27 protein-coding genes and 1 pseudogene are annotated in these 19,185 nt (G+C 41.5%); 26 read left to right on the top strand and 2 right to left on the bottom strand.

Annotation, left to right across the window (positions count from 1 at the left end):
* Positions 1-6: 6 nt before the first annotated feature.
* Both G589_RS0101845 and G589_RS0101840 read left to right on the top strand, forming a co-directional pair.
* Positions 7-519, top strand: a complete 513-nt coding sequence (locus G589_RS0101845; RefSeq protein ID WP_026520878.1) for a GNAT family N-acetyltransferase — start codon at positions 7-9, stop codon at positions 517-519.
* 9 nt (positions 520-528) lie between these two features.
* Positions 529-1,173 (top strand): hypothetical protein, encoded by a 645-nt coding sequence (locus G589_RS0101840; protein ID WP_026520877.1) that lies wholly within the window; start codon positions 529-531, stop codon positions 1,171-1,173.
* Here the strand turns inward: G589_RS0101840 and G589_RS0101835 are convergent.
* Positions 1,168-2,055, bottom strand: coding sequence for a LysR family transcriptional regulator (locus G589_RS0101835; protein ID WP_026520876.1), 888 nt, complete (start codon positions 2,053-2,055; stop codon positions 1,168-1,170). The two genes, G589_RS0101840 and G589_RS0101835, sit on opposite strands and share 6 nt — an antisense overlap.
* Before the next feature lie 153 nt (positions 2,056-2,208).
* Here G589_RS0101835 and G589_RS0101830 point away from each other — a divergent pair, with 153 nt between their 5' ends.
* Complete coding sequence (locus G589_RS0101830; RefSeq protein ID WP_026520875.1) at positions 2,209-2,730, top strand: flavodoxin; 522 nt, start codon at positions 2,209-2,211, stop codon at positions 2,728-2,730.
* 88 nt (positions 2,731-2,818) lie between these two features.
* Positions 2,819-3,661 carry an aldo/keto reductase gene (locus G589_RS0101825; RefSeq protein ID WP_026520874.1) on the top strand — a complete coding sequence of 281 codons (843 nt, stop codon included), beginning with the start codon at positions 2,819-2,821 and terminating at the stop codon, positions 3,659-3,661.
* Positions 3,662-3,671: 10 nt separating this feature from the next.
* Here G589_RS0101825 and G589_RS0101820 read toward each other — a convergent pair whose 3' ends face one another.
* Positions 3,672-4,550, bottom strand: coding sequence for a LysR family transcriptional regulator (locus tag G589_RS0101820; protein ID WP_026520873.1), 879 nt, complete (start codon positions 4,548-4,550; stop codon positions 3,672-3,674).
* A 124-nt stretch (positions 4,551-4,674) separates the two neighbouring features.
* Here G589_RS0101820 and G589_RS0101815 point away from each other — a divergent pair, with 124 nt between their 5' ends.
* From G589_RS0101815 to G589_RS0101720, 22 genes and pseudogenes are all read left to right on the top strand, one after another.
* Positions 4,675-4,890: a hypothetical protein gene (locus G589_RS0101815; RefSeq protein ID WP_026512686.1), complete on the top strand. Its 216-nt coding sequence runs from the start codon at positions 4,675-4,677 to the stop codon at positions 4,888-4,890.
* A 20-nt stretch (positions 4,891-4,910) separates the two neighbouring features.
* Complete coding sequence (locus tag G589_RS0101810) at positions 4,911-5,912, top strand: alpha/beta hydrolase (protein WP_035775076.1); 1,002 nt, start codon at positions 4,911-4,913, stop codon at positions 5,910-5,912.
* 13 nt (positions 5,913-5,925) lie between these two features.
* Positions 5,926-6,468, top strand: coding sequence for a flavodoxin family protein (locus G589_RS0101805; protein WP_026520871.1), 543 nt, complete (start codon positions 5,926-5,928; stop codon positions 6,466-6,468).
* A 111-nt stretch (positions 6,469-6,579) separates the two neighbouring features.
* A complete protein-coding gene (locus G589_RS0101800) occupies positions 6,580-7,062 on the top strand; it encodes a cyclophilin-like fold protein (RefSeq protein WP_155832483.1) in 483 nt (160 codons plus the stop codon).
* 68 nt (positions 7,063-7,130) lie between these two features.
* A complete protein-coding gene (locus G589_RS0101795) occupies positions 7,131-8,012 on the top strand; it encodes a DMT family transporter (RefSeq protein WP_035775073.1) in 882 nt (293 codons plus the stop codon).
* Positions 8,013-8,165: 153 nt separating this feature from the next.
* Entirely contained in the window at positions 8,166-8,432 is a 267-nt protein-coding gene (locus G589_RS21805; protein ID WP_155832482.1) for a hypothetical protein, read from the top strand.
* 3 nt (positions 8,433-8,435) lie between these two features.
* On the top strand, positions 8,436-8,855 hold the full coding sequence (locus tag G589_RS0101790) for a helix-turn-helix domain-containing protein (protein WP_026520868.1): 420 nt from the start codon (positions 8,436-8,438) through the stop codon (positions 8,853-8,855).
* 555 nt (positions 8,856-9,410) lie between these two features.
* Complete coding sequence (locus tag G589_RS0101785; protein ID WP_026520867.1) at positions 9,411-10,589, top strand: alpha/beta fold hydrolase; 1,179 nt, start codon at positions 9,411-9,413, stop codon at positions 10,587-10,589.
* Complete coding sequence (locus G589_RS20830; RefSeq protein WP_051192117.1) at positions 10,567-11,121, top strand: TetR/AcrR family transcriptional regulator; 555 nt, start codon at positions 10,567-10,569, stop codon at positions 11,119-11,121. The genes G589_RS0101785 and G589_RS20830 overlap by 23 nt, the downstream gene beginning before the upstream one ends.
* Positions 11,122-11,264: 143 nt before the next feature.
* Positions 11,265-11,861, top strand: a complete 597-nt coding sequence (locus G589_RS0101775; RefSeq protein ID WP_026520866.1) for a TetR/AcrR family transcriptional regulator — start codon at positions 11,265-11,267, stop codon at positions 11,859-11,861.
* Positions 11,862-11,876: 15 nt separating this feature from the next.
* Entirely contained in the window at positions 11,877-12,698 is an 822-nt protein-coding gene (locus G589_RS0101770) for a YhfC family intramembrane metalloprotease (protein ID WP_026520865.1), read from the top strand.
* Between the two features lie 8 nt (positions 12,699-12,706).
* Positions 12,707-13,543, top strand: a complete 837-nt coding sequence (locus G589_RS18545; RefSeq protein ID WP_035775071.1) for an alpha/beta hydrolase — start codon at positions 12,707-12,709, stop codon at positions 13,541-13,543.
* A gap of 4 nt (positions 13,544-13,547) precedes the next feature.
* Positions 13,548-14,276, top strand: a complete 729-nt coding sequence (locus G589_RS0101760) for a YjjG family noncanonical pyrimidine nucleotidase (RefSeq protein ID WP_026520864.1) — start codon at positions 13,548-13,550, stop codon at positions 14,274-14,276.
* Complete coding sequence (locus tag G589_RS0101755; RefSeq protein ID WP_026520863.1) at positions 14,273-14,854, top strand: DJ-1/PfpI family protein; 582 nt, start codon at positions 14,273-14,275, stop codon at positions 14,852-14,854. Before G589_RS0101760 ends, G589_RS0101755 begins: the two co-directional genes overlap by 4 nt.
* A gap of 24 nt (positions 14,855-14,878) precedes the next feature.
* Positions 14,879-15,337, top strand: a complete 459-nt coding sequence (locus G589_RS0101750) for a GNAT family N-acetyltransferase (RefSeq protein ID WP_081668897.1) — start codon at positions 14,879-14,881, stop codon at positions 15,335-15,337.
* A 92-nt stretch (positions 15,338-15,429) separates the two neighbouring features.
* Entirely contained in the window at positions 15,430-16,014 is a 585-nt protein-coding gene (locus G589_RS0101745) for an NAD(P)H-dependent oxidoreductase (RefSeq protein ID WP_026520861.1), read from the top strand.
* Position 16,015: 1 nt separating this feature from the next.
* Complete coding sequence (locus G589_RS0101740) at positions 16,016-16,555, top strand: flavodoxin family protein (RefSeq protein ID WP_026520860.1); 540 nt, start codon at positions 16,016-16,018, stop codon at positions 16,553-16,555.
* Between the two features lie 39 nt (positions 16,556-16,594).
* On the top strand, positions 16,595-17,350 hold the full coding sequence (locus G589_RS0101735) for a class I SAM-dependent methyltransferase (protein WP_026520859.1): 756 nt from the start codon (positions 16,595-16,597) through the stop codon (positions 17,348-17,350).
* Positions 17,351-17,391: 41 nt separating this feature from the next.
* A complete protein-coding gene (locus tag G589_RS22205; RefSeq protein WP_242826400.1) occupies positions 17,392-17,676 on the top strand; it encodes a GNAT family N-acetyltransferase in 285 nt (94 codons plus the stop codon).
* Between the two features lie 294 nt (positions 17,677-17,970).
* Positions 17,971-18,642 (top strand): helix-turn-helix domain-containing protein, encoded by a 672-nt coding sequence (locus G589_RS18535; protein ID WP_081668237.1) that lies wholly within the window; start codon positions 17,971-17,973, stop codon positions 18,640-18,642.
* A 5-nt stretch (positions 18,643-18,647) separates the two neighbouring features.
* Positions 18,648-18,803: pseudogene (locus G589_RS21800) on the top strand (TIGR04076 family protein); the annotation flags it as partial.
* 2 nt (positions 18,804-18,805) lie between these two features.
* The gene (locus G589_RS0101720) at positions 18,806-19,117 is read left to right on the top strand and encodes a TfoX/Sxy family protein (protein WP_026520858.1); all 312 of its coding nucleotides are present in this window, start codon (positions 18,806-18,808) and stop codon (positions 19,115-19,117) included.
* Positions 19,118-19,185 lie beyond the last annotated feature (68 nt).

The raw sequence follows: 19,185 nt of genomic DNA, 5'->3' as shown, positions 1-19,185 counted from the left end.
AAGGCAATGAAGATAAGAAATTCGACTAACAATGATTTAACAAGAATAATGGAAATATATGCCTATGCCAGAAAGTTCATGGCTGAACACGGGAATCCAAATCAGTGGGGGCCTACAAACTGGCCGCCGGAATGGCTAATTAAGGAAGATATAGAAAAGGGCTGCAGTTACGTGTGCGAGAACGATAACGGCAGCGTGATCGGAACTTTTTTTTTTAACCAGGGAAAAGAGATTGAGCCAAATTACATTGATATTGAAGATGGCAACTGGACTGGCAGCAGTACATACGGAGTTGTGCACAGGATTGCATCCGACGGTTTTGAAAAAGGCGTAGGTTCTTTTTGCTTGAAATGGGCATTTGATAAATGCAAAAATCTACGGATTGATACCCACGGAGATAACAAGGTTATGCAGAATATGCTAAAGAAGAACGGTTTCGTTCACCGCGGAACCATTCATGTAGATGAAGACGATAACCCAAGGATGGCATTTGAGAAAATGGATCAAAGTGCCAATTAAGGAGGAAAGATGAAATACGGAGAATCATTATTTGATATTTGCTACCTGTTGTTCGCGATAATAAGTGGCTTCATTATTCTGAAAAGATCTAAAGATGCCACAGGAAAGCTCATGGGATATGCTGCGCTGATACTGGGCTGTGGTGATGCATTTCACCTTGTCCCAAGAGTGCTGAATTACTTTGTGAACAGCGATTTTACTGTGGCTCTTGGCGTTGGTAAACTTGTAACTTCAATTACCATGACAGTCTTTTATGTGCTGGTTTATTACCTGTGGATACGTGTATATGGAATTGATGAGAACAGAAAACTGACCATAGCAATATGGACGCTTTCTGTAGTCAGGATAATCCTGTGTCTGTTCCCGCAAAACGGATGGTTCCAAAACGAAAGCAGCATGACTTGGGGCATCATCAGGAATATTCCTTTTGTGATTCTGGGAGCTGTAATTTGTTATCTGTACTTTGTTAAGAAATCAGAAGAAAGAATCTTTCGCCTGATGTGGCTGTATATTCTGTTGTCATTCCTGTTCTATATCCCGGTAGCAGTGTTTGCGGGGCTTGTTCCTATGCTCGGAATGCTCATGCTTCCAAAGACAATCTGTTACATACTGATGATTGTTGCATTTTTGAAGAAGAATAAGACTATATCATAACGGGAAGGCTACAGCATCTTTGTAGAGCTTCTGAAGCGTCTTAACAAAATCGCCAAGGCTTTCTCTTGTATCCTGTCTGTGTGTGACAAGGACGCAGTGGAAGGTATCCTTACAAGCGTATGGAACCCAGGCAAACTGGCCGCTGTGATCGTTAAGAAAACCGGGAGCAAGGCATATCCCCTTACCTGAGGCTACGTTTGTGAGAGTAGTGTCGTGATCGGGGCTGTTGAAATATTCAATCTTACCTGAGGATATCAGCTTCGACTGAACGCTTCGAAGAAGAGTGGGAGATCCGCCTCCAACCATAAGGGTACGCCCGTAGATATCTTCATCGGTTATAAGGTTCTTTTGGGCAAGCGGATCATCTTTGTCTGTGATCAAATAAATATGACTATCAAACAGCTCGTGGACAGTAACTCCTGCGAGCTGTTTTGTTTGTTCTTTAAGAGCGAAGAATACGTCTGACTCATTCTTAAGAAAAGAATCTAAACCATTAGCATATTGAAACAAAGGAGTGATCTGAATACCGGGGCACTCTTTTTCAAAGATCCGGATTGCTTCCGGCAAAAAGTACAATGCCTGGCGCACCATAAGGCTAACCGTGATGTTGTCTTTGTATTTGACGCTGAAATTTTGCCCCTGTTCAATAGCGCGCTTTAAGTCTTCACGCATATTGGTCAGGTATGTCACGAACTGTGTCCCTGCGGGGGTTAGCGTAGCTCCCTTTCCGTTTCTTTCAAATATGGCAAAGCCTACTTCATCTTCAAGAAGCTTTATCTGATAGGAGAAAGTTGGCTGACTGACAAACATATTCTCAGAACCTCTGGAAAAACTCTGGGTACGGGCAAGTTCTATGCAGTAATCAATCTGTTTTGTTGTCATGGTGGCAGTCCTCCTACTCTTTGGATATTTAAAAATTAAATAGAATATCAATTATTTCTATTGGACATTTTATAACACCATATGCGAAAATGTAAACAACAAGAGACAAGAAAACGAAAATAAAACATTTGATATGAAGATGGAGGAACGAATATGGGCAGGACACTTATAGCTTATTTTTCAAGAGCAGATGAAAACTATTTCGGCGGAGCAATGAGATATGTGAAAGTCGGTAATACCGAGATTGTAGCCGGCATTATGAATGAACTGATAGATGCAGACAGCTTCAAGATTGAGATGAAGGATCCTTATTCTCCGGTTTATATGACTTGTATCGAGGAAGCCAAGAAGGATAAGCAGAATAATGCGAGACCTGAACTTGTAAACTATTTGGATAGCATCGATGATTACGACACTATAGTTCTTGGCTATCCAAACTACTGGGGAACTTATCCTATGGCAGTTGCCACCTTCCTTGAAAAATATGATTTCACAGGCAAGACAATCCTTCCTCTTTGCACCAACGAAGGAAGCGGACTTGGATCAAGCGAAAGCGACATTAAGAAAGCAGCCAAGGGAGCGGTTGTTAAGAGCGGACTTGCAATCACCGGAAGCCGTGCTGCCGATTCCAAAGAAGCAGTAAAGAAGTGGTTTTCAGCAAACGGACTCATCTAAAACCAAAATGAGCCCTAGGGACGGAGTCAGTGGCTCATTTTCAGACAATTTGACAGAAGGAATGAATCATAGAAGGGAGAAATTCATAATGGAAAATGTAATCTTAAATAACAAACTAGAGTGTCCTGTAGTTGGAATAGGAACATTTATGCTTTCACCTGCAGATGCGGAGAATAGTGTGAGAGAAGCGTTAAAGATGGGCTATAGACTTATTGATACAGCCAATGCATATGTAAACGAGAGAGCTGTCGGCAGAGGCATGAAAGACAGCGGCGTTGAGAGAAAAGAGATTTTCCTTTCAACAAAGCTGTGGCCCAGTGAGTATGAGAATGAAAATGCAGTAGATGAGACACTTGAGCGTCTCGGAGTAGATTATGTGGATCTTCTCTATATCCATCAGCCTGCTGGCAACTGGCTTGCAGGATACAGACAGCTTGAAAAGGCATATAAAGAAGGCAAGGCTAAATCTATAGGCATCTCAAACTTTGAAGGCAAGTATATAGAAGAACTTCAGACCAAGTGGGAGATTGTTCCACAGTTCATACAGGTAGAGGCTCATCCGTACTTTACCCAGAAGGAACTCAGAAAAACACTGGATAAATACGATATCAAGCTGATGAGCTGGTATCCTCTTGGCCACGGTGACAAGTCTCTTATAAATGAGCCATTATTTGCCGAGCTTGGAAAGAAATACGGAAAGAGTCCGGCACAGGTCATTCTTCGCTGGCATACACAGATGGGATTCGTTGTAATACCCGGAAGCAAGAATGTGGATCATATCAAGGACAACCTGAACATCCTAGATTTTAAGCTGACAGACGATGAGATGGCAGAAATTGCAAAGCTTGATAAAAATGAGCGCTACTATCACAGAACGGATGCACAGCTTGTACAGTTTGCAGGCTGGAAGCCTGAATTTGAAAAGAACTAAGTAAGAGCTTTTAATGCTGATCAAATGCTTTCTTGATCTGATCCAGGAACTTTTCGGCAATAGGAGTAAAAGTCTGATACTTGTTCCATATAAGATAAAGATCGGAAGAGAGCTTTGGAGAAAGCGGCCTGAATACCAGGTCGCTTTTTTCTGTGTTGATCAGATCTTTAAAGGTTAGAAGTATGCCGAGGTTCTCTTTGGCAAATACACTGGCATTGTATGAAAGCCTAAAAGAGCCTTCGAGTTTAAGCTCAGAGAATCTGTCTTTTGCCCAGGCTTTGATCTCGTTATTCCAACTCTGTTCAGATACAAAAAGAGGTTGCCCCACAAGATCGGAAACTCTGATGGTTTTCTTTTTGGACAGCGGATGCGAGGCAGATATTATTGCGCCCCATACATCGGCCTGCGGGAATTTTACAAACTCATATTTATTGCTGTCAGGTGTTTCGCACAGCACGGCAAAATCAAGAATGCCCTTGTCGAGCTTTTCTGTTACCTGCTCAGTATCTCCGCTGGTTATGTGATACGTGAAATTAGGGTATTTGTCTTTTAACTTATGGATCTCTCTCGCAAGATATCTGATCTGATAGCTCTCAGCCAGACCAAAATAAATATCGCCACCGGTTATGTCATCCAGAGTATTAAATTCCTGCTCTATCTTATCTGACATAGCGACAAGATCCTGAGCGCGGTCACGCAGTAGCATTCCTTCATCTGTGAGGGAGATGCTAAAGCTGTGCCTTGTGAAAAGCTTTTTTCCCAGTTCTTCTTCTAAGGCTTTGAGTGTCTTTGAAAGAGTGGGCTGGGAAACGTGGAGCTGCTCAGCGGCCTTTGACATGTTTTCTTCTCTTGCGACTGCAAGAAAATACTTGAGATTTCTTATTTCCATGGAAACTCCTTTCTATTGAGAAAGATGCAATGATATTCCAAAAACGAATATCATGATATTTATTTTATTCATTAGCGAAATTCAGGTCAAGGCCTTAGTATTGAAATTGGAAGGAGCACTAAAGATGGAAACAATAAATATTCTTGAAAACCTTTCAGATATGGGCTGTGATGAGAGACAGACATCATCTATGAAAAAACTGTATGAAGAAGGTGACAAAGAGACCTTACTACGCAATCTGAGACAATGCCGATGTCATTTGATGGATGAGCTTCATGATAGCCAGAAAAAAGTAGACAATATGGATTTTTTGATAAGACAGATTCAGAAAGAAAAATGATATTTCAGGAGGAAAACCAAATGATCAGAAAAGAAGAACTCAACCTTGCAACAGTATGGGATAAGACCTTTAAAAAGAGTGAGAAGGTAGACCACAGCAAAGTTACATTTGTAAACAGATATGGTATTACGCTTGCAGCTGACATGTATATTCCAAAGAATGCTGAAGGAAAGCTTCCTGCCATCGCTGTATCAGGACCTTTTGGCGCGGTAAAAGAGCAGTGTTCAGGTCTTTATGCACAGACAATGGCGGAGAGAGGTTTTTTGACAATAGCATTCGATCCCTCATTTACAGGAGAGTCCGGAGGCAATGTGAGATACATGGCATCACCGGATATCAATACTGAAGATTTCATGGCTGCGGTTGATTTCCTCTCATTAAATGAAAAGGTTGACCCTGAGAGAATCGGAATAATAGGCATCTGCGGATGGGGCGGAATGGCGCTTAATACTGCAGCTCTTGATACAAGGATCAAAGCTACGGCAGCTATGACTATGTATGACATGACAAGAGTAAATGCCAAGGGATATTTCGATTCCGAGGACAGCGAAGAGGCAAGGTATCAGCATAAGGCAGCTATGTGTGCTCAGAGACTTGAGGATCTGAAAGCAGGCGAGTACAAGCTTGGCGGTGGAGTGGTTGATCCTCTTCCTGACGATGCACCTTTCTTTGTAAAAGACTATTATGACTATTACAAGACTACCAGAGGATATCATGGAAGAAGCCTTAATTCCAACGGTGGATGGAATGTGATAGGTTGCGAATCCTTTGTAAATCAGCCAATATTAAAATATAGCAATGAGATCAGAAGTGCAGTACTTTTGGTTCACGGAGAAAAAGCTCATTCATGCTATTTTTCTAAAGATGCGTACGCAGATATGATCAAAGACAGCAAGTATGCTGATAACAAGGAACTAATGATAATTCCGGATGCTGTGCACACAGATCTCTACGATGGCGGAAATAAGGATTACATCCCGTTTGACAAACTGCAGAGCTTTTTTGAGGAATACTTGAAATAAGGATGGTGACGATATGAGCAGAGTATTAGTGATTTCAACAAGCCTTCGCGCAAAGAGTAATTCCGATATACTGACAGAAAAACTTATAGAAGGTGCCAAGGCTGTAGAACATGATGTTGAGCACATAAGCCTTAAGGGAAAGAAAATTGGGTTTTGCATCGGATGCCTTGCCTGCCAGAAAACGCAGCAGTGTGTTATAAATGATGATGCAGTGGAAATTGCTGAAAAGGTAAAGAACGCAGATACATTGGTCTTTGCTACACCTATATATTACTATGAGATGAGCGGGCAGATGAAGACTCTTTTGGACAGGCTTAATCCTCTCTATCCGTCTGATTATAAGTTCAGGAATGTTTATATGCTTTCTGTTGCAGCTGAGGATGAAGAGTTCGTGCCTGAAAAGGCTGTCAGTGGACTTCAAGGCTGGGTGGATTGCTTTGGTAAGGCTGAGTTTGCCGGTTCATTGTTCTGCGGCGGAATAGGCGATATGGGCGAGGCATCAAAGAAAACCGAAGAGTTAAATGAAGCCTATGAGTTTGGTAAAGCTTTGAAATAAAGGGTATGTGCAATGAAGAGAAACATGATATTAGCAGTAATATGTATCGCTATGATGTTGAGCATAAGTGCCTGTTCGGATGATGGAAAAACTCTATATGAAGATCAGAATATGAAATCAGTAACATCGTCATCGGAAAACGTCGATGTGGAAAGTTCACAGAATAATCTTATGTCAGATAGTACTGTTGCAGATAGCATTGAAGAAACTGCATCGTCAGATGAGACGGAAATAGGAGAAACAACTATGACAATGACAATCGGTGATACAAAAGTAAATGTGGACTGGGAAGCTAACAGTTCTGTTGATGCGTTAAAAGAGCTTGTTTCTTCCGGACCGCTGTCGATATACATGTCAATGTATGGCGGCTTTGAGCAGGTGGGCTCAATTGGACAGAGTCTACCAAGGGAAGATAAGCAGACCACGACTGCATCCGGAGACATTGTTCTTTATTCCGGCAATCAGCTGGTGGTATTCTATGGCTCAAACAGCTGGGCATACACAAGACTTGGACATATTTCCGATAAAACTGATGCGGAGATAGAAGCTCTTTTATCCAAAGGCGATGTTACTATCACATTAAGCATTAATTGATGCAATGGAATTAATGTTGTTCTTGGAGTATACTTGTTTGAAGAATTTGGAAGAGATAAGGAAAAACAATGGACTTCAAGAGATTAAACGCCATCAGTAATAAATCAAAAGGCATAATTTGCATTTTATTTGCCGCACTTGGCTTTTCGTTTATGACGTTTTTTGTCAGAATATCAGGAGATATACCGACGATGGAAAAGGCATTTTTCAGGAATGCTGTTGCTATCGTCGTTTCTCTTTTTATGCTTGTGAGGACAAAAGAGAAGATCAGCATAAAGAAGGGGTGCGGTGGAGATATTTTTTTCAGATGCCTTTTTGGTACCAGCGGACTCATAGCAAATTTCTATGCGATAGACAGACTCAACATAGCAGATGCGAATATGCTAAATAAACTATCGCCTTTTTTCGCAATTCTCATTTCTATACCAATATTAAAAGAAAAACCAAAGAAAATAGACATAGCGGCAGTAATAATAGCTTTCCTCGGTGCTATGCTGATCGTCAGACCGTCAGGTAGCAATATGCAGCTTGTTCCCGGACTGTTAGGATTATATGGAGGCTTCGGCGCAGGAACAGCCTATGTATTTGTCAGAAGACTTGGCAAGAAAGGCGAGAGAACACCGATCATAGTCCTCTGCTTTTCAGCTTTCTCAACTCTTGTAACCATTCCTTTTATTGCAATGAATTTTGTGGTCTTAAAGCCATGGCAGCTTCTATGCCTTGTTATGGCGGGGCTTTCAGCCACTGTCGGACAATTCGGAATAACATCTGCATATAAGTACGCTCCGGCAAAAGAGATTTCGGTGTTCGATTATACACAGGTGATTTTTGCAGCAATACTCGGCATGCTGTTTCTTGGTGAAGTTCCGACGGTTCTATCTTTTATCGGTTATGCTGTGATCATCGGAGTTGCTGTATTCAGATGGAGATACAATCTGAAAGAAAACTAAAGCAACAATTCTTAACACAAATGCTTCTTAAATGTTAATTCTGATTGGTGGACTCATACTTACTAGAGCAATAGAATTATGTTAAAATAAATTGCAAAGGTGGGATATGTATGAGAAAGCACTGTTTGGACAACATTCGCTGGATCACTGGCAATGCTGGCCGGAATAGCACGCTTTGGCGACTCTGCCAGCTCTTTTACCAAATGGATGTCAGCTCATAGCTTCGGACTATACGTATTCCATTACCTAGGAATCTCGTCCGTGGCTCTGATCATTGCAAAACCGGGGCTATTGCCCGCTCCTGTATGCTACATTTTAAGCCTTGTGGCAGGATTTGTTTTCGGATACGGTCTATATGCCATCATTTCACGGATTCCGTTTTTCAGGTGGGCAGTGCTTGGAATTAAGAAGGAGAAATAAACTATGTTTAAGGACAATCTGGTTCAGTTGCGAAAGTTTTCACAGATGACTCAGGAAGATGTTGCAGAAAAGCTCGGCGTCACGAGGCAATCCGTTGCCAAATGGGAAGCCGGAGAGAGTATTCCTGATCTTGATAAATGCAAGCAGCTTGCAGATATTTTCGGAGTCTCTTTAGATGACCTTGCCAATTACGAGCCTGAGGACAATATGGGATTTGCTGTTCCGCCTAAGGGCAAACACCTCTTTGGCCTTGTAACAGTAGGCGATAAGGGTCAGATAGTGATTCCGGTCAAGGCCAGAAAGCTGTTTGATATATCTGCCGGAGATCAGCTGGTTGTTCTCGGAGATGAAGGACAGGGAATTGCCTTAGTCAAAGCCGAAAGCTTTTTGGCTTTAGCCGGTATGATTGCAAAACTAAAATGAGTCAATGGGGACGTTTCAGATTGACTCACGAGGAGTCAAAAGGAGTCAATGGGGACGGTTCTCTTTGACTCTTTTTTATATGCATGAAGAATGGCACGGCCGAAAGTGCATCACAAAACCTTATATAAGGCTGCTCTGGTTGGAACTTGTTTTTGAAATGCATCACAAAAATTTACCTACGGAAAAATAGTTGGAAATTACAAAGGTCATTCGAAGGCCTATTTCTAAAATTTCATGTCTAGCTCTTTTTCCTACCCCACAAGCGGCGACCTACGGGAGCTATGTGATGCAATTTCTCAAAAAACTAAAAAAACCCTTTTTGAAATTTCCAACTATTTTTTGCATAGAAAAAAGTTGTGGGGTGGTCGTAATCACGTTTCCAACCAACGTATAACATAGGACACTTTGTGATGTCGTTTTGAGTCAAAGTGAAACGTCCCCAGTGACTCATCACCAAAATAAACCGAATAATGTTCTTTTTATTCTTGACATCAGATTCATTATAAGGTTATATTGAATTAGCAGAACGATATTCGGTTTATGGAGGTGAAGAACATGGCAAATGAAAAAGTACTGTTTCAGGCAGGATACTACGAGTTTAACAAGGACGCAGGGCTGAACTTCCAGCTCAACAGATTCTATACCTACGGAGTCTTTTCCAAGGATGAGCTGATGGATATTGGAGGCAGGATAGACAGCTTCGAGAAGTGGATTTCTCTTTTCACGGAAACCGGAGAAAAGGCGGAACAAGGAGGCGAACTTCTTAAGGCAGCCACATGTTATCGCGCAGCTCAGTTTTACACACTAAGCGGGGAGAAGGATTCTGAGGGGAGAAACCTAAAACATGTGCTGTACGACAAATGCATGAAACTTTATAATGAGTACTATGAGCAGATTCCTTATCTTAAGGTGGTAAGGATTCCGTACAAGAACTATGAACTGCCGGTATATTATGCAGAGTGTGAGCATTCCAAGGGGTCCATCGTAATCCACGGCGGATATGACAGCATAGCACAGGACCTTTTGGCTATGCTTCCGTACTTCTATGAATTCTCATATAACGTATATTTCTTTGAAGGCCCCGGACAGGGTGAAGTTCTGATGCACCATGATGTCAGAATGACTCCGGAATGGGAACACTGCACCGGCGCAGTTCTTGATTATTTTGGTTTGGATGATGTAACGCTAATTGGTGTTTCGCTTGGGGGATATCTTGCAACAAGAGCAGCTGCTTATGAAAAGAGAATTACCCGCCTTGTAATGTATGATCTTATCTATGATTTTTACGGCGCAATATTAAGCAAGATGGGGAACTTTGCGAAGCTCTTTGATTATCTGACAAGGCATCCAAAGAATATTTTATGGAAGTCACTGAACAGGAAGTTTGATCAGAAATACTTTACCAAATGGCTTCTCTTACAGGGTTATGCTATCTATGAGAATGTGCATACGCCTTGTGAGTATTTCAATCATATAAGACTCTATAACACGAGAGAAATATCTAAGCTGATCACTCAGGATACACTGGTGCTTGCAGGTGAAACTGATCTCTATACCGTTTTCTATCAGGACCAGCTGGATGCACTTGTTAATGCACGCAGTGTAACGGGAAGGCTTTTTACAAAAGAGGATCAGGCAGACCACCATTGTCAGATTGGCAACATGGGGCTTTTGCTTGATACCATCGCAGGATGGATTGAGGAGAAAACAGATGGCAAGGAAAGCAGTAATTGAAGGCGGCAAACGAGATGAGATTATAATGACCGCAATGAAACTGTTTTTTGAACATGGATACGAAGCGACTTCAGTCAGGATGATAATGAATGAGGTCGGCGGCGAGATAGGAATGTTCTATCACTATTTCAAGTCAAAAGACATGTTGTTTGACATGGTCGTCGAACGATTTTTTAAGGAATACCGTGAGAAATTTGAAAAAGCTCTTTTGACCTGTAATACACGTGAAGATCTGGTGAAGATGCTGACTCCGATTTACGAGAAATCCATGGAGAATTTCGATAAGCTTAAGGGAAACATCCACTGGACGGTTCAGTCTGCGATGCATGAAGGAACACTTTTAGCACTTATACCTGCTATAAGGTCTCTTATAGAAAAGTGGAATGTAGGTAACAAAGCCGATCCTGAAATACTCGCAGGTCAGGTTTTATTTGGATTGTCTGCAACTATTCATTCAGAAGCATTTAATAAAATGAAGCCGGCAGAAAAAGAGAAATGCATCATGGATTTCATTGGAAGGATATTGGACTGATAAAGTTCGCAGTTCTTTTATAGAGCTGCGGACTTTTTTGTTATGAGGAATGGCTAAATGTGCCGAGTTGTTTGACAGTGAACGAGCGTTAGAATATAATTGGTAACGATAGTTAGAAAACACGGGGCAATAAAGGGGGCTATATGGCAAGAACTAACGCTAAGGAACCTTTGATTCGGGCAGCCAGAGATCTTTTCTCTGAAAAGGGATACGATGGGACAGGTGTTGATGAGATCGCTGAGTCCATCGGTATTAAGGGACCGACCATATATAAATACTTCAAGAACAAAGAGGATCTCTTAAAAGCAGTTATTGACTGTTCGGAAGATGAGTACAAAAAAGGCATGGGAATAAACGAAAAATTGCCTGACATGATTAATTCAGGAGCTGAGCTTAAGGCATATGTTTTGAAAGCTTTGCAGTTCACGCTGAAAAATGACACGGCTAAAAAGATGCGAAGGCTCATAACTATGGAGCAGTACAGAAATGCCACACTGGCGAGGCTCACAACCAGGCATCAGCTCACGTATCTTCAGAGCATCTATGCATCGATTTTCAAAAAGATGATGGAACGCGGACAGATGATGCAAGGGGATGCAGATATTATTGCGCTTGAATTTATATCCCCGATCACGATCATGGTACAGCTCCTGGATAGAGAGCCAAGGAAGAAGAAAGAGGCTCTTTTGACAATTGAGAAGCATATAGATGTTTTTTTGGAGAGATATGAATTTGTTTAAGGGGAGGAAAAAATAATGAAAGAATTTGAGAATATTGTAATGGGGAAGAGCAGTATCCCGGCACTGGTTATCACGATTATCTTAATTGTTGCGATGACTGCCTTTCTTTGCATTTATTGGCTAGTTAAAAATAAACAGAAGACAAATATCAGCTATCTGATAGCCGGAGCCCTCGGCTTTATGGTTTCGGCACGTGTCTTGGAGCTTGGAGTGCACTATTTCTGCATCATCATGGACAATTCCGTTTCAAGGTTTATCAGCGGAAGCACAGCTGCATACGTACTTTACGGAGTCACGATGGCAGGCGTCTTTGAAGAGTGCGGTAGGCATATTGTTCTTAAATATATTATGAAAAAGAATCGCACCCGTGAAAATGCGGTTTTGTACGGCATAGGTCATGGCGGTATAGAGATATTGGGAGTCATTCTTCCTTCGATAATTACTTGCCTTGTGGTTGCAGTAATGTTCACTAATGGGCCTTTAGACGTTGCGCTGGCAGCACTTAATATCACAGAAGAAACCGCTGCAGCTGCGCTTCCTACAGTTAAGGCTGCTGCGGCCTTTGATTACGGTATGATGGCCATGAATGTTATCGAGAGATTACTTGCAATGCTTTTACATATTTCGCTCACTGTCATTGTATTTTACGGTGTGGTTAGTGGGGAAAAGAGATATCTTCCACTGGCAATTGCTTTGCACATGCTGATGGATACTTTTGCCGCGCTATATCAAAGAGGCGCTGTTCCGCTTTGGTCAGTTGAAGTCTGGGCTGCATTCTGGACTGCGGTAAGTGTAGTTATTGCAGTCAGACTATATAGAAAAATGGCAGAAAGGTGAATTGCCGAATGTACAGTTTTAACACTAAAGGGATTCGCAGTAAGCGGATTCATATCGACGCTAATGGGCTGAGGATTCCTCTTTTGATATTAAAGCCCTTATCTGAGCCGGAAAATGCTCCAGGGGTTATGTGGATCCATGGCGGCGGATACATGACAGGCATGAAGGAGATGGCTTATATCGGAAGGGCAGCAGACCTTGTGAGAAATCACGGCGCGGTTGTAATAGCTCCGGGGTATCATCTGTCGCTGTTTCATCCTTATCCGACAGCACTTAACGATTGCTATGCCACGCTTTTGTATATTAAGAATCATGCAAAAGAGCTTGGAATAAACCCTGACCAGATAATGGTTGGCGGAGAGAGCGCCGGCGGAGGACTTGCTGCTGCTATCTCAATGCTGGCAAGAGATAAGGGCGAAGTGAAAATCGCTTTTCAAATGCCGCTGTATCCAATGATCGACAATTTCGATACAGAAAGCTCCAGAGATAATCACGCCAAGGTCTGGAACACCAAAAGAAACCATCAGGCCTGGGCTGTGTATTTGAGAAAAGATGCAAAGAATGAGGTGTCTCCATATGCAGCTCCTTCAAGGCAGACTGATTATTCAAACCTTCCACCTGCTTATACATTTGTTTGTACAGCAGAGCCCTTCTATTGCGAGGCACTGAAGTATATAGATGATCTTAAGGCTGCAGGCGTAGAAGCGAAAGTTGATGTCTACGAAGGAATGTATCATGCATTTGATATGAGCGAACCAAAGCATCCTACAGGAAAAGAGGCAATAAAGAATTTCAATGAGATGTTTGCTTACGCCAAGGAACATTACTTTGCAAAGCAGGAGTAAATAAATGCATCATAACTTTCTGTTTGATTTGGATCAGACATTGCTGGATTTCCATGCTTCTGAACATAAAGCACTCGGAATAGTATTAAGGGCTAATGGATTGTCTTTTTCTGAAAAGATATATCAAGCGTTTAAAACCTACAACAAAGAGTTGTGGCTGGAACTGGAAAAAGGAACCATCACAAGGCCGGAGCTCTTTACTAAAAGATTTCAATACATTTTTTCGCTGTGCGAAGGAGATGCGACGAACATTGATCCTCTGAAGATTAACGGTGATTTCATCAGGACAATGTCTGTGAATGGTGTCTTAATAGATGGCGCATTGGAATTTATTAGAAGAGTAAAAGACAATATTCCGGATGCCAGGATCTATATCGCCTCAAACGGTGCAACCATAAATGCCAAGGGCAGGATAGCGTCTACGGGGCTTGATAAGTATATAGATTATTTGTTTATCAGCGAAGACATGGGAGTAACAAAGCCGGATGCAGCATTTTTCGACATTTGCTTGGAGAGGATTGCGGAACCAAAATCATCATGCATCATGATAGGAGATTCGCTCTCGTCAGATATGCTGGGTGCGAAAAATGCTTCCATAGATTCCGTCTGGTTTATGCCTTCGGGGGACATTGAGAAATCTATGATTGAATATGAAATAGATTATGTGGCTGCCTCTTTTGACGAACTATATTCGGTTCTTGAAAAGTGGTCCGCGATGGGAGGAAATGAATGAAAGTATTGTTGTTTTGTTGTAAGGGATTTGAAACCATGGAGTTTGCGCCATTTGTCGATGTGATGGGATGGGCAAGAAATGATCATGGCATGAAGGTTGAAGTGGTTACTGCAGGTTTTACTAAGACTGTTGTATCTACGTTTGGAATCCCGGTTATTGTTGATAAGACCTATGATGAGATAGATTTCTCCGAATACGATGCACTTGCAATTCCCGGTGGATTTGAAGAATTCGGATTTTACGAAGATGCTTATGATGAACGTTTCTTAGATCTCATTCGAGAATTTGACAGTGCACATAAATATATAGCTTCTATCTGTGTTGGGGCGCTTCCGATTGGCGCAAGTGGCGTGCTAAAGGGAAGGAAAGCTACAACTTATCATTTGGGAGATGGCAGAAGACAGAAGCAGCTTGCTGAGTTTGGAGCAGAGGTGATACCCGACCAGAGTGTTGTGATCGATCAGAACATAATAACAAGTTTTTGTCCTGAAACAGCTCCGCATGTTGCAATTACATTACTGGAAATGCTTGTTGGTAAGGAAAAGGCCGGGATTGCTGCCACTGCAATGGGATTTTGAAAAGGGTGAAAAGGATAGAGAATAATGGTTGTTGAGATTATAGATCCAAAAGAAAAACAGGTCATCGCAAGAAAAGTGCTGGAAGCTCTCACTGACTGGTTTGGAATAGAAGAGAGCAGAGAAGAATACATTTCAGGTAGTGCCGACTGGACATTCTTTGCGGCGAAGGAAGAAGATGAGGCTATTGGATTCCTTTGCTTAAAAGAAACAGGAAAGGCTACTGTTGAACTGGCAGTTATGGGAGTTTTAAAAGAATATCACAGGAGCGGAATAGGTCGGCAACTTGTAGAGACGGCGAGAGAAGCTGCCAAGGCTCATGGGTATGAGTTCATGCAGGTCAAGACTGTGAAGATGGGTATGTATGAGGATTATGACAGGACAAATCTGTTTTACCAAAGCTGTGGATTCAAGGAGTTCGAAGTATTCCCACTACTTTGGGATGAGGCAAATCCCTGCCAGATTTATGTGATGTCTTTGAAATGATATCGCTGAAATTATTTCTGGATGAATATCGAAAAGAGGAATGAAAATGAACACAAAAGAAATTGATATAGAACAAAGAGGTTAAGTAAGAAATGAAAGTATTCATCGTTTATTGTCATCCATCAGAGGATTCTTTTACAAAGAATATGTGTGATGCGTTTATTAAGGGTATAACAGATTCCGGAAACGAATATATCATATCAGATCTTTATAAGATGGGCTTTCAGACGGATATGACAGAGGAAGAGTATCTTAGGGACGCCAACTATAGGAACACGCCAAATGTAGCGGAAGATGTGCTTATTGAGCAAGAGAAGATCAATTCTGCAGATGCGATAGCATTTATTTATCCTGTTTTCTGGACAGAGGCACCGGCTAAGTTGGTTGGCTGGTTTGACAGGGTGTGGTCTTATGGATTCGCATACGGCGAAAAGACTATGAAGGTACTTGATAAAGCATTAATCCTGTGCTCAGCAGGAAATCCGATTGAACGGCTTGAAGAGTTAGGCCTTCTGGATAGCATGAAGAAAGTCATGCTTGGTGACAGGCTGTTTGGACGTGCAAAGCAGATGGAATTCATAGTTTTTGACAACACTTCGAGAGAAAATAAACTTCGAAAGAAAAACTGGGATGCAAATCTTCAGAAAGCGTATGAGATCGGGAAAGGATTCTTATAATATGAGAGCATTGATCATTAACTGCAGTCCGGTAAAAACAGGAGCCACAGCAGAAATCGCAAGTATTATCGAAAAGGAAATCTCCACTCGATATGATACAAAATGTATATGTATAGACGACTATTATTTTAAGTTCTGTAAAGGCTGCAGATCTTGCCACAGCACAGCGAAGTGTGTTATGGATGATGACATCCTAAAAATCATGGATGCGTTTGATGATGCAGATATCATTGTTTCGGTTTCTCCATCATACTGGGCAGATATCCCGGGACAGTATAAGGCATTCATAGACAGATGCACTCCATGGTGTGATACGCATGAACCGCATGCATCTATCAGGGAAGGGAAAAAGGGATATACGATTGCTCTCAGAACAGGCCCCGGTATGCATGAGTGCGAAAGGATAATTCAGAGTATTGAGCATTTCTATGGACATTTACATATTGAATGTTCAGGCCATCTTGGACTTACTTCGATTGAGTATAAGGAGAATGTTGAGCCGAGGAAATCTGAAATAATTGATTTTTGTAAGAACATATAACTTTGTGAATAATTGACTAATGTGAGGAAGGATGATGCCATGGACATCAAAGAAAGTATAAATGATACCCGGAAAGGGTTTGAAGAAAGCTTTGCTACAGGTGACTTTTATAACAGACAGACACAAGATACAGAGCATTTGGAAAAAATACTCGGATTTTTGAAAATAAGTGATGGAATGAGGATTCTCGACCTCGGAACCGGGAGTGGATATCTTTCTTTTCCTATTGCGAAGAACAATCCCTGCTGTGATGTGATCGGGTTGGATATCGTGAATGCCGCACTTGAGGCAAACCGAACAAGAGCAGATGTCGAAGGAATTAAAAATCTGTCGTTTGTAAGTTATGACGGAATCGATTTTCCATTTGAAGATGATACCTTTGATCTTGTAGTGACAAGATACGCTTTGCATCATTTTCCTGATATAGAGCATAGCGTTGGTGAAGTGAGCAGAGTTTTAAAGAATGGTGGTAAATTCTTCATTTCAGATCCATGCCCTAACGAATGTGATTCGAAAAGATTTGTTGATGATTATATGCGGCTTAAGAAGGATGGGCATATTAAGTTTTATACCAAGGAAGAGTGGAATGCAATTTGTAGCAGGCAGGGGCTCGTTACTGTGGACAGTTTTGACAGCTCAATAAGATTTCCCAAAAAGAAGGATACGGCATACGGATACGAGGAAGTGCTGAGGAAACATGATAAGGATGTAATAGACAGCTATGATCTGGTAGAGACAGATACGGAATTATATCTCACGGAGCAGGTAAATAATATCGTGTTTGAGAAGAATTAGCTTCCGGGATGATAAATCGGAGTCTGAGGTGTTTATATATTATGAAGATAGAATACAGACAAGCGGTTATAGAAGACGCTGAGCTATTGGTAAATATTTATAATGCTTCTTTTTATGATGATTATGTGCGATATGGTTCGTGCCCGGGATATGGGCAGACAAAAGAGATGATGGAAGAGTCGATCAGCAAATATCTGAAACACATCATACTTTGCGATAATGAACCTATTGGTTGTGTATCGTGTATAAACCTGGAAAAAGGAGTGTATGAGGTGGGGTGTTTATGTGTTATTCCCAGGTATCAGGGCAAAGGAATCGGGACATAGGCAATTCGATTTATAAAGACATTTTATGAGGATTGGGAAAGGCTCACTTTAGTAACACCGATAGACAAGAAAGAAAATGTAAAGTTTTATACTGAAAAATGTGATTTTAATATTGAATCAACTGAAAGAGACGGGAACGTAGAACTTTATAGGTTTGTTGCTGAAAGATAGATTGGAAACTTACAGTTTTTCTAAATAGATTAAATCGGAAGATAATAACTTCAACTCTACTCTCCGTAGGTACCATCATTAGAAAATCTGATTTACAATCTGTGCATGGAGGTGAGAACGAAAATGAACCAATATGTTACAGGTGCAGTTATTAAGGAATTGCGAGAAAAGAACAAGATGACACAGCTTCAGCTGGCAGAAAGGCTGGGAGTAACTGACAAAAGTATCTCAAAATGGGAAAACCTGAGAGGATTGCCGGATATTACTCTGCTGGAGCCTATAGCGAAGGCATTTAAGATTTCAGTTACAGAGCTGATATCGGGTAATACCATTCACAATGCGAATGTATCCGCAAATATGCTGCGGTCGAAGTTCTATGTTTGTCCAATCTGCGGTAATGTGATACACAGTATGGGGGAGGCGGCTATCCATTGTCACGGTATCCAGCTCATGCCTTTAGAGGCGGAACCAACAGATGAGCGTCACATGGTTTTTATCGAGCGTGTTGAAGATGAATATTATGTGCGTATCGATCACAGCATGACAAAGGAGCATTATATTTCGTTTGTGGCGGCGGCTTCATCCGATGATATGCAGATGGTGAAGCTCTATCCGGAAGGGAGCGCTGAAGCACGGTTTAAGATCAGGGGAGTCAGAAGGATATTCTTCTACTGCAACCGTGACGGCCTGTTTTTGATCGATCCGGTAAAGGGGATTGATGACAAGGAAAGCGGTTATGATGATTCTCAAGAGAGAAGAGAACTGGAAAAGGCTGCAGATATGCTGTTTGGATAGTGTGACGGAGTGGCGGTGATCTTGAAAATCTGGGTGGCTACGGTAAATATAGCAAGACGATAGTTTGCCCGGATGGTTGTGTTATGTTTCGATTAACAGCGGAGCCACTTGGAAATGAGAATTTTCACAAGGGTGGATTCTGGAAGGATCCGGAGGAATAATTATGGCATCGAGCAAAGATTATTTGGAATTCATATTAGAGCAGCTATCCGGTCTTAATGAGATAACGCATCGTTCAATGATGGGAGAATATATCCTGTATTATCGAGGCAAGGTGTTTGGCGGTATCTATGATGATCGCTTTCTGGTAAAGCCTACAAAATCCGCCAAAACCATGATGCCCGATGCGGATATGGAGCTTCCGTATGAAGGAGCAAAAGAGATGATCCTTGTGGACGATGTTGATGACAGGGAGTTTCTCAGAGAACTTGTAGAGGCTATATATGAGGAATTACCTGCCTCTAAGAAGAGATGACTTTTATCTTAGAAAAATAGTTGACAAAAAATATGTAACATATTACATTATTTACATAGGTAATATGT

It is taken from the genome of Butyrivibrio sp. VCB2001, from assembly GCF_000423965.1.
Classification (GTDB): domain Bacteria; phylum Bacillota; class Clostridia; order Lachnospirales; family Lachnospiraceae; genus Butyrivibrio.
Note: the sequence above shows the minus strand (reverse complement) of the source record. Positions and strands in the feature narration are given on the sequence as shown.

Coding starts and splice junctions, on each gene's coding strand:
- G589_RS0101750 (WP_081668897.1), top strand. CDS start 14,879: ATGGTTGTTGAGATTATAGATCCAAAAGAAAAACAGGTCATCGCAAGA.
- G589_RS0101760 (WP_026520864.1), top strand. CDS start 13,548: ATGCATCATAACTTTCTGTTTGATTTGGATCAGACATTGCTGGATTTC.
- G589_RS0101815 (WP_026512686.1), top strand. CDS start 4,675: ATGGAAACAATAAATATTCTTGAAAACCTTTCAGATATGGGCTGTGAT.
- G589_RS0101845 (WP_026520878.1), top strand. CDS start 7: ATGAAGATAAGAAATTCGACTAACAATGATTTAACAAGAATAATGGAA.
- G589_RS0101740 (WP_026520860.1), top strand. CDS start 16,016: ATGAGAGCATTGATCATTAACTGCAGTCCGGTAAAAACAGGAGCCACA.
- G589_RS0101840 (WP_026520877.1), top strand. CDS start 529: ATGAAATACGGAGAATCATTATTTGATATTTGCTACCTGTTGTTCGCG.
- G589_RS0101745 (WP_026520861.1), top strand. CDS start 15,430: ATGAAAGTATTCATCGTTTATTGTCATCCATCAGAGGATTCTTTTACA.
- G589_RS0101810 (WP_035775076.1), top strand. CDS start 4,911: ATGATCAGAAAAGAAGAACTCAACCTTGCAACAGTATGGGATAAGACC.
- G589_RS0101835 (WP_026520876.1), bottom strand. CDS start 2,055: ATGACAACAAAACAGATTGATTACTGCATAGAACTTGCCCGTACCCAG.
- G589_RS0101795 (WP_035775073.1), top strand. CDS start 7,131: ATGGACTTCAAGAGATTAAACGCCATCAGTAATAAATCAAAAGGCATA.
- G589_RS0101785 (WP_026520867.1), top strand. CDS start 9,411: ATGGCAAATGAAAAAGTACTGTTTCAGGCAGGATACTACGAGTTTAAC.
- G589_RS18535 (WP_081668237.1), top strand. CDS start 17,971: ATGAACCAATATGTTACAGGTGCAGTTATTAAGGAATTGCGAGAAAAG.
- G589_RS0101805 (WP_026520871.1), top strand. CDS start 5,926: ATGAGCAGAGTATTAGTGATTTCAACAAGCCTTCGCGCAAAGAGTAAT.
- G589_RS0101825 (WP_026520874.1), top strand. CDS start 2,819: ATGGAAAATGTAATCTTAAATAACAAACTAGAGTGTCCTGTAGTTGGA.
- G589_RS0101775 (WP_026520866.1), top strand. CDS start 11,265: ATGGCAAGAACTAACGCTAAGGAACCTTTGATTCGGGCAGCCAGAGAT.
- G589_RS20830 (WP_051192117.1), top strand. CDS start 10,567: ATGGCAAGGAAAGCAGTAATTGAAGGCGGCAAACGAGATGAGATTATA.
- G589_RS21805 (WP_155832482.1), top strand. CDS start 8,166: ATGCTGGCCGGAATAGCACGCTTTGGCGACTCTGCCAGCTCTTTTACC.
- G589_RS0101770 (WP_026520865.1), top strand. CDS start 11,877: ATGAAAGAATTTGAGAATATTGTAATGGGGAAGAGCAGTATCCCGGCA.
- G589_RS0101735 (WP_026520859.1), top strand. CDS start 16,595: ATGGACATCAAAGAAAGTATAAATGATACCCGGAAAGGGTTTGAAGAA.
- G589_RS0101800 (WP_155832483.1), top strand. CDS start 6,580: ATGAAATCAGTAACATCGTCATCGGAAAACGTCGATGTGGAAAGTTCA.
- G589_RS0101830 (WP_026520875.1), top strand. CDS start 2,209: ATGGGCAGGACACTTATAGCTTATTTTTCAAGAGCAGATGAAAACTAT.
- G589_RS0101790 (WP_026520868.1), top strand. CDS start 8,436: ATGTTTAAGGACAATCTGGTTCAGTTGCGAAAGTTTTCACAGATGACT.
- G589_RS22205 (WP_242826400.1), top strand. CDS start 17,392: ATGAAGATAGAATACAGACAAGCGGTTATAGAAGACGCTGAGCTATTG.
- G589_RS0101755 (WP_026520863.1), top strand. CDS start 14,273: ATGAAAGTATTGTTGTTTTGTTGTAAGGGATTTGAAACCATGGAGTTT.
- G589_RS0101720 (WP_026520858.1), top strand. CDS start 18,806: ATGGCATCGAGCAAAGATTATTTGGAATTCATATTAGAGCAGCTATCC.
- G589_RS18545 (WP_035775071.1), top strand. CDS start 12,707: ATGTACAGTTTTAACACTAAAGGGATTCGCAGTAAGCGGATTCATATC.
- G589_RS0101820 (WP_026520873.1), bottom strand. CDS start 4,550: ATGGAAATAAGAAATCTCAAGTATTTTCTTGCAGTCGCAAGAGAAGAA.